General features: G+C 66.5%; 14 protein-coding genes and 1 tRNA gene. 9 read left to right on the forward strand and 6 right to left on the reverse strand.

Going from position 1 to position 15,893, the window contains the following annotated elements; genetic code table 11:
- Window positions 1–3: 3 nt before the first annotated feature.
- Complete coding sequence (locus ABZ382_RS26640; protein WP_357094032.1) at window positions 4–1,071, reverse strand: 2OG-Fe(II) oxygenase family protein; 1,068 nt, start codon at window positions 1,069–1,071, stop codon at window positions 4–6.
- Between the two features lie 462 nt (window positions 1,072–1,533).
- Here ABZ382_RS26640 and ABZ382_RS26645 point away from each other — a divergent pair, with 462 nt between their 5' ends.
- The 3 genes from ABZ382_RS26645 to ABZ382_RS26655 are packed head-to-tail and all read left to right on the forward strand — an operon-like array spanning window position 1,534 to window position 6,664.
- Window positions 1,534–2,985, forward strand: a complete 1,452-nt coding sequence (locus tag ABZ382_RS26645) for an ABC transporter substrate-binding protein (protein WP_357094035.1) — start codon at window positions 1,534–1,536, stop codon at window positions 2,983–2,985.
- A gap of 14 nt (window positions 2,986–2,999) precedes the next feature.
- Window positions 3,000–5,624 carry a dipeptide ABC transporter ATP-binding protein gene (locus ABZ382_RS26650; protein WP_357094037.1) on the forward strand — a complete coding sequence of 875 codons (2,625 nt, stop codon included), beginning with the start codon at window positions 3,000–3,002 and terminating at the stop codon, window positions 5,622–5,624.
- Window positions 5,625–5,665: 41 nt separating this feature from the next.
- The gene (locus ABZ382_RS26655) at window positions 5,666–6,664 is read left to right on the forward strand and encodes an ABC transporter permease (RefSeq protein ID WP_357094040.1); all 999 of its coding nucleotides are present in this window, start codon (window positions 5,666–5,668) and stop codon (window positions 6,662–6,664) included.
- A gap of 288 nt (window positions 6,665–6,952) precedes the next feature.
- Here ABZ382_RS26655 and ABZ382_RS26660 read toward each other — a convergent pair whose 3' ends face one another.
- On the reverse strand, window positions 6,953–7,768 hold the full coding sequence (locus tag ABZ382_RS26660) for a tyrosine-protein phosphatase (RefSeq protein ID WP_357094042.1): 816 nt from the start codon (window positions 7,766–7,768) through the stop codon (window positions 6,953–6,955).
- A 115-nt stretch (window positions 7,769–7,883) separates the two neighbouring features.
- On the opposite strand from ABZ382_RS26660, the gene ABZ382_RS26665 reads away from it, so the two are divergent.
- Both ABZ382_RS26665 and ABZ382_RS26670 read left to right on the forward strand, forming a co-directional pair.
- Window positions 7,884–8,282 carry a hypothetical protein gene (locus ABZ382_RS26665; protein WP_357094044.1) on the forward strand — a complete coding sequence of 133 codons (399 nt, stop codon included), beginning with the start codon at window positions 7,884–7,886 and terminating at the stop codon, window positions 8,280–8,282.
- Between the two features lie 92 nt (window positions 8,283–8,374).
- Window positions 8,375–8,881, forward strand: a complete 507-nt coding sequence (locus tag ABZ382_RS26670) for an STM3941 family protein (RefSeq protein WP_357094047.1) — start codon at window positions 8,375–8,377, stop codon at window positions 8,879–8,881.
- On the opposite strand, the gene ABZ382_RS26675 is transcribed toward ABZ382_RS26670, so the two are convergent.
- Complete coding sequence (locus ABZ382_RS26675) at window positions 8,869–9,330, reverse strand: MarR family transcriptional regulator (RefSeq protein WP_357094050.1); 462 nt, start codon at window positions 9,328–9,330, stop codon at window positions 8,869–8,871. The two genes, ABZ382_RS26670 and ABZ382_RS26675, sit on opposite strands and share 13 nt — an antisense overlap.
- Before the next feature lie 97 nt (window positions 9,331–9,427).
- On the reverse strand, window positions 9,428–10,000 hold the full coding sequence (locus tag ABZ382_RS26680; RefSeq protein WP_357094053.1) for a hypothetical protein: 573 nt from the start codon (window positions 9,998–10,000) through the stop codon (window positions 9,428–9,430).
- A 376-nt stretch (window positions 10,001–10,376) separates the two neighbouring features.
- Here ABZ382_RS26680 and ABZ382_RS26685 point away from each other — a divergent pair, with 376 nt between their 5' ends.
- Window positions 10,377–11,366, forward strand: coding sequence for an endonuclease/exonuclease/phosphatase family protein (locus ABZ382_RS26685; RefSeq protein WP_357094056.1), 990 nt, complete (start codon window positions 10,377–10,379; stop codon window positions 11,364–11,366).
- Window positions 11,367–11,464: 98 nt separating this feature from the next.
- Window positions 11,465–12,847 carry a cytochrome P450 gene (locus ABZ382_RS26690; RefSeq protein WP_357094058.1) on the forward strand — a complete coding sequence of 461 codons (1,383 nt, stop codon included), beginning with the start codon at window positions 11,465–11,467 and terminating at the stop codon, window positions 12,845–12,847.
- Here the strand turns inward: ABZ382_RS26690 and ABZ382_RS26695 are convergent.
- Both ABZ382_RS26695 and ABZ382_RS26700 read right to left on the reverse strand, forming a co-directional pair.
- Entirely contained in the window at window positions 12,798–13,754 is a 957-nt protein-coding gene (locus ABZ382_RS26695) for a hypothetical protein (RefSeq protein ID WP_357094061.1), read from the reverse strand. The genes ABZ382_RS26690 and ABZ382_RS26695 overlap by 50 nt on opposite strands.
- 125 nt (window positions 13,755–13,879) lie before the next feature.
- Window positions 13,880–14,104, reverse strand: a complete 225-nt coding sequence (locus ABZ382_RS26700) for a hypothetical protein (RefSeq protein WP_357094063.1) — start codon at window positions 14,102–14,104, stop codon at window positions 13,880–13,882.
- A 338-nt stretch (window positions 14,105–14,442) separates the two neighbouring features.
- On the opposite strand from ABZ382_RS26700, the gene ABZ382_RS26705 reads away from it, so the two are divergent.
- Both ABZ382_RS26705 and ABZ382_RS26710 read left to right on the forward strand, forming a co-directional pair.
- The gene (locus tag ABZ382_RS26705) at window positions 14,443–15,642 is read left to right on the forward strand and encodes a cytochrome P450 (RefSeq protein ID WP_357094066.1); all 1,200 of its coding nucleotides are present in this window, start codon (window positions 14,443–14,445) and stop codon (window positions 15,640–15,642) included.
- A gap of 114 nt (window positions 15,643–15,756) precedes the next feature.
- Window positions 15,757–15,828, forward strand: a tRNA-Val gene (locus ABZ382_RS26710).
- Window positions 15,829–15,893: the final 65 nt, after the last annotated feature.

Genomic DNA, 15,893 nt, shown 5'->3' on the forward strand with positions numbered 1-15,893 from the left:
CTCTCAGAGCTGATCTGTCAACAATTTGCATCTTTCGGATAGTCGGTCGGCTACCCCGGTCATGAAATCTCGGCCACTGATCGGCTGATATTTTTGCTGGAGCTCCGGCAGCACTTCGACGGTCGACGCTTCGAACGGATGCAGCGTATAGAGCACGGTGACTCGGGGAACGGACCGCTGGGCAGGGGCGCGTGGCACGCTGACGCGGTGGGTGCAGGCGCGGAAGCGATCGCTACTGACGAACCGCAGCCATTCACCACTGAGTGCAACAAGAGCATCGGCTGGGGTGTGGATCCTGCACCAAGCCTTGCTGCGCGGGTGATACACCTGCAGCCCTTCGACCGGACTGCCCAGCATCAGGTTGATGAATCCGTAGTCCTCGTGCGCGAGAACGCGAGCGGGCGAGGCAAGGCTCCCGGCAGCTGGGCTGATGGGAGGGTAGTGATTGATCCGCAGCACGTCGTACGTGGGGAAGATCTTCTCGTCATAGCGCGAAGGATCGACATCCAGATATCGGAGCAGCGCTCGGCCGAGCCGCGGGGTCAATTCCTCGCATGCCTGCCAGAATTTTCTGAATTCGGCTTCGAATTTCTGGTCCGGCCAACGGTCGAGTGCCCTGTCCGTATCTTCTCCGGAAATTCTGAAGGCGGATCTGTCGAATTCCCATGCTTCTACCGCATGCGGCAGCGAAGGCATGCTCTCCTGGAGTGGAACGTACCCCAGGTAATAGGGATCACCATAGGCGCAGTCCGGCGAGACGAACCGCATCTTCTGCTGCTCGGGTATCGTTGTGAAAATGTTCAGTGCGTGTGTATCGGTGGTCTGAAGCTCTTCGGCGCCGATACCGTGGTTGATCAGAATCGCGATCCCGACGTCTTCCATGGCCGTACCCAGCAGGTTGATGAAGTGATCTCGTGCCGCTGGGTCGCCATTCAGATCCGCCAGATCGCAGACCTGTGGCTGGAAATTGTCGTCGAAATTGTCGTCAGGGCTCTCGATAAGCGTGTAGTCGGAATAGTCGTGACCCCCTCCGATGTTAGGTACCGCATCGTCGGTTTCTTTTTTGCTCACGTCGTCACCCCTATCGGACGATGATAGCCAAGCGAAAATATATCGGACCGTTGCCGATATTGATGATGCGGACCTCCGCTGTAATCAACATCGCATCACCACAGCGGCGCTGTCAATAGTCGCTGATCAATGGGGCGTTCGCGTCGTGTCAAGACCCATGGACCGCCGGTCCGGAAATTCGGTTGCGCCACTGGCGATTTCGGCACGCCGGGGCGGATTACTGTGCGACACTGGGGATTCCGATCATGTGTCGGGTGGCCTGCTTCGCGAGTGAACGACGACTGTGAAAAGGCGCGTGGCGACATGAGCATGACTGCGGACCGTCGGACATTCCTGAAGGGCACTGCCCTCGTTGTCGTCACGGGAGCCCTTGGAGCCTCGCCACTGCTGTCGGCATGTGCGGGCGGATCCCGTGGCGCCCGAACGGTCGGCGATACTCTCCGGTTCGGATTCCTGGCCGATATGCAAGTGCCCGACCCGGACATCTTCTACGAGGGCGAGGGTCTCGAGGTCACCCTGAATGTCTACGAAGGTCTGGTCGCATACAGACCAGATTCGCCCGAAATTGGTCCCGCCCTGGCCGAGTCGTGGACGATCACCGACGACGGCCGCACCTACACGTTCAAGCTGCGACCCGGTGTCACCTACCACGACGGCACGCCCATGACAGCCGCGACGATCATCGCGAGTTATGAACGGCGCACCGCGATCAACCAAGCGCCGGCCTACCTGATCGCCGACGTGGCCTCGATGTCCGCGCCCGACGACACCACACTCGTGATCGAGCTCGCGTATCCGGTGGAGCCGTTCCTGGACTACCTCGCCTGCCCGTGGGGACTCAAGGCGGTCAGCCCGGCCGCGGTGCAGGCCAACACCGTGAACGGTGATCGGGCCCAGGGCTGGTTGAGTAATCACGATGCGGGAACCGGGCCCTACCGAGTCACGGAGTTCGTACCGAGCAGCCACTACACACTGACCGCGTACGACGGCTACTGGGGAACCAAACCGGAATTCACGGCACTGCGTATCGAGATCATCCCGGACATCACGACGCAACGCCTGTTGCTCGAGCAGGGGCAGCTGGACATCATCACCAAGGGCCTGCCGATCGCCGCGGTCGAGGCGATGAAGACGAACTCGACATTGACTGTGGTGGAACATCCGACGGCGTTCAAGTCGTCGATCTTCCTGAACTGGAAGCGGGGCGTGTTCGCCGATGTCGAGTTCCGTCGGGCGATGCGCTCGGCGGTGAACGTTCCCGCGCTCATCGATCCGGCCTACGGGTCGACAGCCGCACGATCCACCCAGTTCTACCCGGCCGGAGTGCTGCCCGACGGCGCTGCCCCCGACGCACCCGACCACGACGTATCAAAGCTGAAGGCGCTGATCGCGAAACTGCCGGACGGCGACAAGCAGATCGACCTCGCCTACGACGAGGCGGGTGGCGCCACCGACGCCCGGGTCGCCGAACTCCTCCAGACGCAGCTGGCGGCGCTGGGACTGGCTGCCACGGTGCGGGCCCTGCCGACCTCGCAGGTTTTCGCACTGCATTCGACCCCGGTCGAGCGGCAGCCGCACCTGCTGCTCCACGGGTCCGGCGGCGACGCGCTCAATGCCGACACCACACTGCGAATCTTCTTCCGCACCGGCGTAACTCCGGTCAACTGGTTCAACTATTCGAACACCGCCCTCGATGCCGTGATGGATGCCGGGAAACGATCCGTCAGCAAAGCGGACGCCGAACGGCATTGGGTCGAGGGCGCTCGGATCGTGATGGAGCAGGCGTGGGTCCTCAACCTCTGCGACATCAACGACGTGATCGTGACCAACGCCGGCATCGGCCAGATAGTGCACATATTGCTGGGCCCGGGAATGGTGCCCATCAACCTGATCCGGAGGGTGGGGCCGCAGTGACGCCCCGTGCCCGTGTGAGCGACCTCCGGGTGACGTTCCACCGGCGCGGCGTCGCGGTCCATGCCGTGCGGGGCGTCAGCATCGAGATAGCCGCCGGAGAGATCCTTGCGCTGGTGGGGGAGTCCGGTTCCGGCAAAAGCGTATTGGGGATGAGCCTGCTCGGGCTGTCGGTGGGCGATCCGCCCGCGGTCGTCACCGGTCGGGCCGAAGTGCGTGGCGTCGACATGATTTCCGCCTCGCCCGCCGAGCGGCGCCGGATTCGACGTACCCACCTGGGTGCGGTGTTCCAGAACCCGATGACGTCGCTGAATCCGACGATGCGAATCGGTGACCAGGTGCGCGAAGTCGCCGGCTCCACTGCGGACGCGACCCGGCTGCTGGACCTGGTCGGAGTCCCGCAGGCAGGCAGCAGGCTGCGGTCGTACCCGCATGAGCTGTCCGCGGGATTGCGGCAGCGGGTCATGATCGCGATCGCGATCGCCGCGCAGCCACACCTGATCATCGCCGACGAACCGACGTCCGCTCTGGATGTCACTGTGCAGGCGCAGATTCTGGCATTGCTCTCCGATTTGCGGGCAGAGCTCGGTTGCTCGGTGTTGCTGATCACCCACGACATCGGCGTCGCCGCGGAGGTCGCCGACCGGGTCGCGGTCATGTACGGCGGGCGCCTCGTCGAGGTCGGCGCCATGGCGGATGTCCTGGCGACTCCCGCTCACCCCTACACGATCGGTCTCCTGGGTTCGCGTCTCGACCTCAGCCTGCCGCTGGACCGACGCATACCGGTGCTGACCGGAATGCCACCTGATCCCCGTCATCCGCCGCCGGGTTGTCCGTTCGCTCCGCGGTGCTCGCATCGCACGGACGACTGTGAGGAGTCGCTGATCTCCCTGGCACCGGCTGCCACCCACTCAGGTCGCGCGGCGTGCCTCCGCCAGGCCGAGATCGACCGGACCCGGGCACGTGGGCCGACCCCCGCATTCCCGCCGTTGGTTAACCCGCCCCGCTCGCGACCCGCGGTGCGTTGCCACGAAGTCGGCAAGGAATTCCGGCTGCGCAACGGCTTGGTCAAGGGGGCGGTGCTGCCGGTGCTGCGCAACCTCAACCTGCAGGTAGAAGCAGGCGAGGCAGTCGCGGTGGTAGGTGAGTCCGGGACGGGCAAATCGACACTACTGCGGATGGTCGCGGGGTTGGAAAGGCCCGACAGTGGTGTCATCGAGTTGTCCGGGGGAGCGACGCAGATGATCTTCCAGGATGTCAGCGCTTCGCTGACACCGTGGCTGACGGTCGGTCGACAGGTCGGTGAACGGCTGCCGCGCACGGTGAGCCCGGCAGAGCGCCGGGCCCAGGTGGTCGCGGCGCTCGAACGGGTGGGGCTACCGGCGGAGGTCGCCGACCTCCGCGCCGACAGCTTGTCGACCGGGCAGCGCCAGCGCGTCGCGTTCGCGCGGGCGACGATAGTCGTTCCGGCCGTATTGCTGTGTGACGAGCCGACTTCCGCGTTGGATGCGCCGCTGGCCGCGTCGATGTTGAACATGATTCTGAGCCTGCGGCGCGAGTTCGGGCTGACCGTCATCTTCGTCACCCACGATCTGGCCGCGGCGCGTTTCGTCGCCGACCGCGTCGCCGTGATGTTTCGCGGGGAGATCGTCGAGATCGGTGCCGCCGAGACGGTGACCCGGGCACCCTCGCACCCGTACACCAAGGCGTTGGTGGCCGCGGTGCCGGATTGCGGGAGCGTTCCGGAACAGCAGGGCAGCGCGGCGGCGGACGAGTCGGACGTTGCGCCGCCGGCACCCTCCGTCAGCAGCGGTGAATCAGTGCCGGTGCCAGTAGCGGCGCGCCGGCGCTCGAAACCGGGTGATGTGATCACTGTGTGTGTGCTGGCGACGCTGATCGTCGTCATGCTCGGCGCGTCGTTGATTGCTCCCTACGACCCCGGTCTCCCGGTCGGGCGCCCGACATCCCCGCCGGATGCGTCGCATTGGCTCGGTACCGATGAAGTCGGGCGCGACATCCTGAGCCGCGTCCTGATCGGCATGCGCGCCAGCTGGTGGGGTGCCCTCTGCGTGATTGGGTCCGGAATTGTCCTCGGCGGCGCCGTGGGGTTCGTCGCCGGAACCGTTGGTGGGGTCGTGGACCGAATCCTGATGCGTATCACCGACATCTTCATCGCCCTGCCCGCGTCGTTGCTCGCGATCGCGGTCGTAGCCGCGATCGGGCCGTCGTATATCCACACCCTGTCGGCGATGGCACTCGTCTGGTGGCCGCTGTACGCACGGGTGGTCCGCGGTGAGGTGACCAGGCTCCGATCGCTGCCGCATTTCGACGCCGCGCGAATGTCCGGTGCGGGCCGATGTCGGCTCGGCCGGCTGCACCTGCTACCCGGCGCATGGCCACCGACCATCATCGCCGCCAGTCTCGACGTCGGCGCCCTGATCCTGGCGCTGTCCGGCCTGTCCTTCGTCGGGCTCGGTGCTCCCGCGCCGGCTCCCGAGCTGGGCGCGATGTGTGCGCGGGGACTGCCCTACCTTCTCGAGTCCTGGTGGGTGCCGATCATGCCCGCGCTCGGGGTCTTCGTGCTCGCGATAGTCGCGAACCTCACGGGTGACGTACTCCGCGACCGCCTCACCGATCGCTGACCGGTATCACCCGGTTCTGCCACCGCAAGGGAGTACTTCGAATGCTCAAAGTCTTTGTCCGGCGCGGCAGTTCGACCGTCCTCGTGCTGCTCACGCTCGTTGCGGTGGTGTTCGTACTACGGCAGATCTCGCCCGTTGACGAGGCTCGGGCCTTCGTCGGTGAACGGGCCTCCGCGGAGGTCGTCGAGCGAGAACACCACGATCTCGGTCTCGATCGGCCGTTGCCCGTGCAGTACGTCGACTATGTCGAGAAGGCGGCCACCGGCGACTTCGGGCAGTCCGCGGTGACCCGCCGACCGGTCAGCTCGGATATCGCCGACTTCTTGCCCGCCACAGCGGAACTGATCCTCTGCGGGTTTGCGCTGTCCGTCGGGCTCGGCGTGCTGCTCGGAGCGGCGACCGCACTGCGATGGCCCGGGTCGGGAGCCCTACGGTTGGTGCTGATCGGCGGCTCATCGGTGCCGGTATTCCTTTCCGCGTTGCTCGGAATTCTGTTGTTCTACAAGGAATTCGGGGTTCTGCCCGCGCGCGGACGCAGCTCCTACAGTGACGCACCCGACGGGCCCACCGGGTTCTTGCTCATCGACTCGCTGTTCGCGGGGCGGCCGAGCGTATTCCTCGATGCCGTCGAGCATCTGATCCTGCCCGTCGTGTGCTTGTCCCTGGCGCCCGCGGTCGCCATCGGCCGGGCGCTCCGCAGCAGCCTGCAGCACACCCTGCGCTCGGATTTCGTGCGCACAGCCCGGGTCAAAGGCCTGACCGAGCTACGCGTCGTCGTCAAACACGCGCTGCGCAACTCGGTGAACTCGACACTCTCGATCGCGGGCATGCAGGTCGCCGCCATGTTCGGCGTCGACATCCTGCTGGAACTGGTCTTCGCCTGGCCGGGCATCGGCCTCTACGCCGCGCAAGCCATCAAGATCGGCGACTACACCACCATCGCCGGGATCACCCTGACACTCGGCGCGATCTACGTACTGACGAACTTCCTCGTCGACCTCGGCCAAGCATTGGCCGATCCCCGGACTGCTGCCGAGTGAAGCAGGTGCGCGTGGGGAACCGACGGCGCACCGCTAACCCGATGCGGCCGAATACGGGAGGGGACGCTACTGGAACGGGTTCCATTTCGGGCGGTTTTAGAATACGCTACGCCTCGTATTCAAAATAACCCATGGTCATAGGCGGTTCTGACCGCTTAACATCGCCACCCGAATCGAGCAACTGCTGTCAAACCGTGTGCCTGCGGCAGTTGTTTCCGCGTGGTTCCGCCGGTACCGATGCCGTCGCGGAACCACGCGGGCCCTACATCGACACGCCGCGGTACGCGCTCACGCCTGGTCCGCGAGCATCTTGGCCTGCAGGGCGGCGATGTCGGCGTCGGTGAGGCGCAGCCCCCGGCGGATGTACTCCTCGAAGCTGCCGTAGCTCTCGTTCGTCTGACCGAAAGCGGCGGCCAGCGCCGCGGCCGAGACGCCGTTGACCACGTCGCCGTCCTTGGCGTCGCGGTAGTAGTTCGACAGCAGGTAGTCGTAGTAGACCGTGTCCTTGTCCACGCCCAGGAGGGTGAGCAGCACGGCCGAGGTCCAGCCGGTGCGGTCCTTGCCCGCGGTGCAGTGGAACAGCACGCCGCCCGGGTTGTAGGCGATGTCGCGCAGCACGTTCGCGAGAGCCCGACTGGCGCCGGGGGCGGTGATGAAGGCGCGGTAGAGGTCCACGCCCGTGGTCAGGGCGGAGGTGAGCACCTCCGGCGGGGCCTGGCCGAGGATGTCGTCGTGGTGTTCGGTCGTTCCCGCCGGAACCCGGTCGACGCCGATGAGGTCCTGCTCGTAGCTCGTGCGCAGATCGTGGACCGAAACCACGCCGGCCGCGGCGAGTTCGGCCAGGTCGGCGTCGGTGGCCTTGGACAGGTTGCCCGTGCGGAAGACCAGGCCGGTGCGCACGGTCCGGCCGTCGACCGCGCGGTAGCCGCCCGCGTCGCGGGCATTGGGGACGGTGGTCAGCGCGAGCACGCGGACGTCGGGGTCCGCGATGACGGCCTCGGTGGCGGCCGGTGGCGGGGCGGTGTGGCTGCGCGTTGTCGATCCGGGGTCGGTCGAGATGGCCGCCGTCGCCAAAAGGGCGTCCTCGATCACGCTGTCGCGCACTATCGTTCACTCCTCACGTGGCGGGCCGTGTCGCTCGCCGGAATTTCGCTATGCCTCGTATGTTATTTCCTTGGGAAAGTATCTGACGGGCGCGGTGCTGTCAGGGGAGTGTGACGTGAGTCTCGGAGACCTGCCCATGGCCCTGGAAATATGGGCGTTTCACCTGGTGGATCGACGACTAACGTTGCGGCTCACGAGTTTTCGCGACGAAAGATGGGTCGATATGACGCACACCCTGGTGAGATCGGCTGTGGCGATGGGCTTCTCCGGTGGAATCCTGTTGTCCGGTCTGGCGGCGACCGCGTCCGCGGCGGAGCCGACGGGCGCGCCGGTCGCCGATTCGGGGTCGGCCACACTCGTGCAGACCGGGTTCGGCACCGGGTCCGCCGGACTCGATCTGGGCACGGCGATGCTGCTCTGCAAGCTCACCGGTGGTGATTACCGCATGACCATCGGCATGCTGACCGGGCCTTCCGGATGCCTCGGCGGACTGCTCGGGTACCAGAGGAACTGATTCGACACGGCGGGTGCGCGGTCGGTTTCTCCTGGTGACGCCGGTGACGCATACTGACGCCGTAACGGTGATGGGTAGTCAGGTGGAGTGCGGTGACTGAATCCGACGGGCAGGGCGGAAAGCTGGAGACGGCAACGGTTTACAAGTCGTCGATACTGCGCACGCTGCTGCTGGCGGCGGGGGCGGGATTCTTCGTCCTGGTGGGGTGCGTGCTCATGCTGACCACCGAGGCGAGCTCGATGGTGGTGGGCGCGATGGCGTTCGCGTTCTTCGGCTCCTGCTGGCTGCTGCTGGTGCTGCAATTGCCGCGGCGCAAGCCGGAGCTGGTCATCACCGATCGGGGGTTCACGCATCGCAGGCTGGGGTCGGTCGACTGGGCCGACGTCGATCGGGTGCAGGTGTCGAACATCGGCGGGCAGCGGTTCGTCGATGTGGCGCTGCGGGATCCGGCGGCCTTCCTGGCCCGCTCCTCACTGCTGATCCGCGTGCTCGGGCGGCTGAATCAGGGTCTCGGCTTCAGTCCGGCGGTGTTCTCCACGCAGACGATGCCGGCCTCACCGGACGAGGTCGTCGCGGCCATGCGCCATCACCGCGGGTAGGGATCCATATCGCGCAGCCGTTCCCGGTGCACACGCTGCAGTTCGCCGACCCGGCCCAGGAATCCCGCGATCAGTTCGAGCTCGTCGAGGTCGTACCAGTTCAGCATCATCTTGAAGCTCTCCTCGGCCAGCGGGCGGATGAGCTCGCGCACGCGGCGCGCGGTCAGATCGGTGGCCACCACGATCACGCGGCGGCGATCGGTGGGGTGCAGTGAGCGCGTGACATAGCCCTGCTTCTCCAGCCGGTTGAGCAGGACGGTGGCGCCCGCGGCGGTCAGGCCGAGCCGTTCGGCCAGCATGCCCGGTGTCGTCGACCGTCCGCCGACTAGGACGATTTCCAGTGCGCGCCGGTCGGTCTCGTTCACCCCCAGCAGCCGGAGCAGTTCACGCGCCAGATCCTCGACCGTTCCGTGGTAGAGCTCCAAGGCTTTTCGGAGCTCCACTGCCATCCGAGCGGGTTCGGTGGACAATACAGAGACCCCCATCCGATGGGCGGAACCTGAACCGGGCTGGCGGAAACAGCCCGGTCCAGGCATTTTCACGGACTCAGCTGACGGTCGTGGTGGTCAGCGTCGGGGACGGGTTCGGGTAGCACGACGTCGCCACGTTGCCGATGAACGCCACCTTGGTCGTCATGGTCATGCCCGGGTTGGCGAAACTGGTCCCCGCGTACTTGCTGGTGATCGGGGTGCCCGGGCTCCCGGCCGTGACATTGATGGTCACCGCCGGCGGGGTGAAGCTGGTGCCGCCCGCGATCGGACCCGGCACGGTCAGCACGACATTCCCGCCCGAGGTGGCCACGGTGCCGGCCACGGTGCCGCCGGAGGCGGTGGCCGAGACCAGCGTCGAGTTAGCCGGGGTCGGGAAGGTCATCTTCAGGTTGCTGATGTTCGTCACGGAGAAGCCCGAGGCCGAACTGGGGACCGTGGAGGAGCCCGGGGTGAGGGTGATGGCCACGGCCGAACCCGACGCCGCCGAGCCCGGCGCGGTGCCGGTGACGGTGGTGGTCATGCTCGAGGTCTGGCCGATGCCGAAGATCGTGCCCTGGCAACTCCAGTTCACGGTGACGGGCGCCGCATTCGCGGGCGCGGCCAAACAGAAAACAGTGGCCAGAGCCACCGGAGAAACAATACCGGCGCGAAGCAGTGTGGAGGCGGTCGTTCTCATAACTAACTCCCGAAATAGTGAAGCAACAGCGCGTTCCCGGTGGGGTGTGCCGCAACTTCAGGGGTTTGAAATGTAACCTGTTCGCATCATGTGGCGGCTGGTATTCGAAATAACGGTTTGGTATCGATGGCCGGTCAGGGGCCAGTTCTGGCAGATCGTTAACTGCAATTAGATATTTACGGTGGAAAGTTAATTTCATCAAGAGTTAGACGCCATTCGATCGAACTCGGCGAGTATCCGGCAACAATCTTTATTGTCGTAAATAGGGGCGGTTTTCGTGGATCGGACCGGCATCGCGTAGCGTGATCGGCGAATAGGGGAGGACTGAATGGTCAACGCGTTGGGGCAGCAGCAGGCTGCCGTCGAGCCGATCGCACGCCGCCGCGGCCTGCTCCGGTGGGTGCTGACGGTGCTCGGATGGCTGCTGCTCGCCGTGGGCGTGGCCGGAATCGGGCTGCACTACAACTCACGCGCGTGGGAACCGGCCGTGCTGGCGACGTCGTTCGCGTCGTACCTGATGGTCGGCGCGCTGGTCGCGGTCGTGGTGCTCGGACTGGCCCGGCGGTGGGTGAGCGCCGCGGTGGCCGTGCTGGTCTCGGCCACCGCGCTGTGGTCGCACGCGCCGATGCTGTGGCCGGACGGGAGTGCCCCGCCCGGTACGGATCTGGTGATGATGCAGTCGAATCTGCTGTTCGGCGGCGGCTCGGCCGAGGCGGTGGTGCGGGCCGTGCGTGAGCGCGAGGTCGAGGTACTGACCGTCGAAGAACTGACTCCGGAACTCCTGAGCAAGCTCGACGCCGCCGGGCTGGCCGACCTGCTGCCGCACCGGTTCGCCGCGCCCTCCGGCAGCGGCCAGGGCACCGGCATCTTCAGCCGCTACCCCTTGGAGGACGGCGTCAAATTCGACGGCTTCTGGCTGAACAATCTGCGTGCCACCATGATTCACCCCGGCCGCGGACCGGTGACGGTGTTCGCGCTGCATCCGATTCCGCCGACCTTGAACGCCGGGGTGTGGGCGCACGAACTCGGCCGCATCCGGACCATCCTCGACGAGACGACCGGCCAGGCCGTGGTCGGCGGCGACTTCAACTCCACCTACGACCACGTCGCGTTCCGAAACCTGGTGAGCGGCCGCTACGCCGACTCCGCCGAACTCCTCGGGGTCGGCGCCCTCCCGACCTGGCCGACCGACCGCTGGTGGGGGCCGGTGATCGGCATCGACCGCATTCTCATCGCGCAGGGACACGCGGTCGCCCTGTCCTCGCTCACGATTCCGGACACCGATCATCGTGCGGTGATCGCGCGACTTCGCCTCTGACCCGAGCGCCCCGGCGTTCGGCGGATTCCGGGGTAGGGCGCAAATCCCCAGCGTAGAATCGCCTTTCGGGAGTGCCTCCGCCAATCCTGGGAGTCGCCATGACATTCCCGTCGGGGATCGCCGCCGTTCCGAATCGACTGCCGCTGCTGGGCCATGTGGTTTCGCTGCTGCGGGACCCGCTCGGATTTCTGAGTTCGCTACCCGCGCACGGGGATCTCGTGCGGATCGGGCTCGGCCCGGTCGACGCGGTGGCCGTCTGTGATCCGGGGCTGACCCAGGAGCTGTTGCGGCGGGACCGGGTCTTCGACAAGGGCGGACCGCTGCTGGATCGGGTCCGTGAGGTCCTCGGCGACGGGTTGGTCACCTGCCCGCACTCTCTGCACCGCCGACACCGGCGACTGGTGCAGCCCGCCTTTCATCCGAGCCGGACCGCCGAGTACGCGGCGGTGATGAGCCGGTGCATCGGAGAGATCGTCGAATCCTGGGACGACGGTCAGGAGCTCGACATGAAAGCCGAACTCCACGCGATGACCTCGGCGGTGACGGCGGCGACGCTGTTCACCCATGCGGTCCCGCAACCGGTCCTGCGGCAGATGCTGCGGGACGTCGACTACGTCGTGCGGATGCTGATGGCGCGCACGCTCATACCGGCTCCGCTGCTGAAGTTGTCGACCCCGGGCAACCGGGCCTACGAACGCGCGATCACCGACCTGCGTGCGGCGCTGGCCGGGATCATCACCGCGGGTCGGCGGGCGGGGGACGATCAGGGGGATCTGCTCTCGGCGTTGATCGCCGCGCAGGACGAGGACGGGGGCGGGCTCAGCGACCTCGAGATCAGCGATCAGGTCATCACCTTCTTCGTGGCGGGCACCGAAACCACGGCGACCGCGCTCGCGTGGGCGTTGAGTCTGCTCGACGCGCATCCCGCGATCGCGGAACAGCAACGGGCGGAAGTCGATTCGGTGCTGGCCGGACGGTCCGCCGGCTATGACGACCTACCCCAGCTGCCGGTGACCGGCCGGATCATCACCGAAACCCTGCGGTTGCGTCCGCCGGTCTGGTTCGTGACCCGCACGGTGGGGGAGGACACCGAACTCGGCGGTCACGCGCTGCCGGCGGGTACCACGGTGTTGTACAGCGCCTTCACCATTCAGCACCGGGCCGACCAGTACCCCGATCCCGAGCTGTTCGATCCGGATCGGTGGGCGACCACCGGAAGGTCCACGGCCCGTGCCGGTTTCCTGGCCTTCGCGGGCGGTGCGCGCAAATGCATCGGGGAGGACTTCGCCGTGACCGAGATGACGCTTGCCCTGGCGACCATCACCGCCCGCTGGCGACTGCGTGCCCTGCCCGGGACCGATGCTCGACCGGCACTGTCGGCGACCTTGCAGCCCCGCGGGCTGCGGATGCGCGTCGACTCGGCGGTCCCGGCTACTCCTGAACGGCGAATGGAAGCCGAGAATACCGACCGGACTTCATGATCCAGGCGATGTGCCCGCTGACCCAGTCGCAGACGCCACGACTGAAGTCGGCGGCCGGCGTGTCCGGGAATTGCGCGAATCCTTCCGACTCGGCCACCAGAGTCCGCATCCGGGAATTCCGGAACTCCAGCACGCGGCTGGTCGCGGCCGCGATGTCAGGCGTGCCGTGCAAGGCCGCCGCGGTGATCCCGTTGATCGGAAACTCCTCGCCGGGACCGCTTTCCCGGGCATAGGACAGCAGATCGTTGTCGAGGTCGGCGAGATCGGCGGCCGCCTTCACCAGCTCGGTCATCCGGTCGCCACACATGACCTCCGCGGGGACCTCGCGGCCCAGGCTGATATCGGTCAGCATGAGGCACGCGACATTCGCTCCGCCCAGCCTGCGCAGGTGGACGTAGGAGGTCAGCGGCGGCAGGGATCCGGCCTGTCGCCGCCCCGCCTCCCAGAGTTTGGTGAGCAGGTACTTCTCGGTGTCGTCCGCCCAGCGGCGGCGCTGGACCGGGGAGCCCATCGCCGCGACCCGGCCGTTCAGGTCGCGCAGTGCTCGCGCGACCGGCAGTGCGGGGTTGTCCGCGGGGGATTCCAGCACGTGGACGAGGTCGCCGATGATCGCGCTGAATTCGACCGGGTCACTGCCGATTCGGTTCGCGTCGCAGTACAGATCGTCGAACGCGAACAGCCAGGTGATGAAGTCGGTCGCCAGCTGGGTGCCCTCGCGGGTTCCCCGGGGATAGGTGTAGGACCCCAGCGCGGCCGGTGCGCCCGAACGGAATTCGGCTCGCCGGTGCGGCGGCATCACGTGGTGCGCGTCGAGCCAGGCCAAGCTGTCGGCTTCGATCCGCGTCAGCATCGGATGCACGGAGCTCTCCAGCGGACACCACAATTCCCGATCGCCGACGGCCGTCATCGCGGACTCCCCACAGACTGGACGGGCAGTTCGAATGCCAGTCGCACTCATGATCCACGATCGGGGTCCCGCCGACAGGCGAAATGGCCGGTCCGCCAGGTGGACCGGCCATTCGCGTCACCGGGTCAGCGATGCTGGAGCTTGCGCTTCATCTCCTTGTCCAGGCCCTGTGCGTCCGACCGTGCCTGCTGGGCTTCCCGTTTGATGCCGGCGCCCAGGCGGTCCATGTCGCGCCGGGCGTCGTCGGCCATCTGGTCCATGTCGGATTCCATGCGCTGCGCCTGGCCCTTCATGCCCTTCTTGGCTTTGTCGGCGATCTGGCTGGGTTTTCGGCCGTGCTTGCTAGACATTCCAACCTCCGAATTGGTAGGTCTCGGGTCCGAACTGAAGGAAAAGGGACGCGTCCGCGTCCGCCGAATCTCCGAGCGCTGTCGACCGGCGTTCACCAACCGGGCGGGAACGCCGACAGCCGGGATATCGCAGCAATTGTCGAGCAACAATTGCGCCTCGTAGAGCCTGCTCCTGCGGCTCGCCGCTGTCAATCACTTTCGCGAAATCGGTCTCTGAGCGCGGGGTCGTCGAAACGGCGCGCACCGACGCGGCCGCGTCGGTAGTGTTGATCTTCCGCATCCGGGATGTGCGCTGTTCGGCGGCGGTGGAGTGTCGCGCACCATGTGAAGTGGGTTCGATGTCAGAGCAAGTCGGTACGCGCGTACCGATGTACACCCCCGAGTTCGCCGCCGACCCGCACCGGGTCTATCGCGAGATGCGCGAACAGTACGGGTCTTTGGTTCCGGTGGAGCTCGCGCCGGGGGTGCCGGCCACCCTCGTGGTCGGATATCGCACGGCGGTAAGGATTCTCAACGATCCCGAGCGGTTCCCCGCCGATCCGCGGGTCTGGCAGGCGGGCGTGCCCGCGGACTGCCCGGTGCTGCCGATGATGCAGTGGCGGCCGAATGCGTTGCGCAACGCGGGATCCGAGCACGCGCGCTATCGGCAGACCAATACCGCCGGGCTCGCCGGCATCGACCAGTACGGGTTGCAGGGCACCGTCGAGCGGGTCGCGGTGTCGCTGATCAACTCGTTCTGCGCGGCCGGATCGGCGGATCTGGTGCGCGACTACGCTTTTCCGCTGGCTTTCCAGGTGCTCAACACCCTGCTCGGGTGCCCGGTCGAGATCGCGGCCCAGGCGGCCGAGGGGATGCGCGCCATCTTCGAAGGCGTCGGCGCCGAACGCGGCAACAAACTGCTCATCGACGCCCTGCTGCGGCTGGCCCAGCACAAACGCGCCCACCCCGCCCACGACGTCACCACCCGCATGTTGCACCACCCCACCGGCCTCACCGACACCGAGATGGTGCACCAGCTGGCCACCCTCTACGGCGCGGGCATCGAGCCGCAACAGAACCTGATCGTCAACACGCTGGTCCTGCTGCTCCTCGACGATCGCTTCCGCGGCAGCGCCCTCGGCGGCAGCCTGTCCACCCGCGATGCCCTCGACGAGGTCCTCTTCAACGACCCGCCGATGGCCAACTTCTGCATCAGCTTCCCGCCCCAGCAGGTCCTCATCGACGACACCTGGCTCCCACCCCATCAGCCGGTCGTCATCTCCATGGCCGCCTGCAACACCGACCCCACCATCCGCGGCGCCGGGTTCTCCGGCAACCGCTCCCATCTCGCGTGGGGCGTCGGCCCCCACGCCTGCCCCGCCAGCTCCCTCGCCTACCTCATCGCCCAGGAAGCCGTCGACCAACTCCTCGACGCCCTCCCCGAACTCCACCTCGCCGTCCCCGCCGCCGAATTGTCCTGGCGCCCAGGCCCCTTCCACCGCGCCCTCCTCGCCCTCCCCGTCACCTTCGCCCCCACCCCACCCCTCCCCGAACGCTGACCTCCCCGCCACCCCGGGCGTCGATTTGGCAAACAGGCGGGGTAACGCGCTAGTGTTAGCTCACTCCGACACGGGAAACCCCGAGCCGGACAGCCGCTTCGGCGGCGAGACCCCGGTTCTATAGCTCAGCGGGAGAGCACTCGCTTCACACGCGAGGGGTCGCTGGTTCGATCCCAGCTAGAACCACAGGAAGCGGGCGGGGTTCGGGGGGTTATGCTTTTACGGGGGGTGTTTTTTGGTGTAGGGGGGTG

This window comes from Nocardia sp. NPDC005825 (assembly GCF_040630175.1).
GTDB lineage: Bacteria > Actinomycetota > Actinomycetes > Mycobacteriales > Mycobacteriaceae > Nocardia.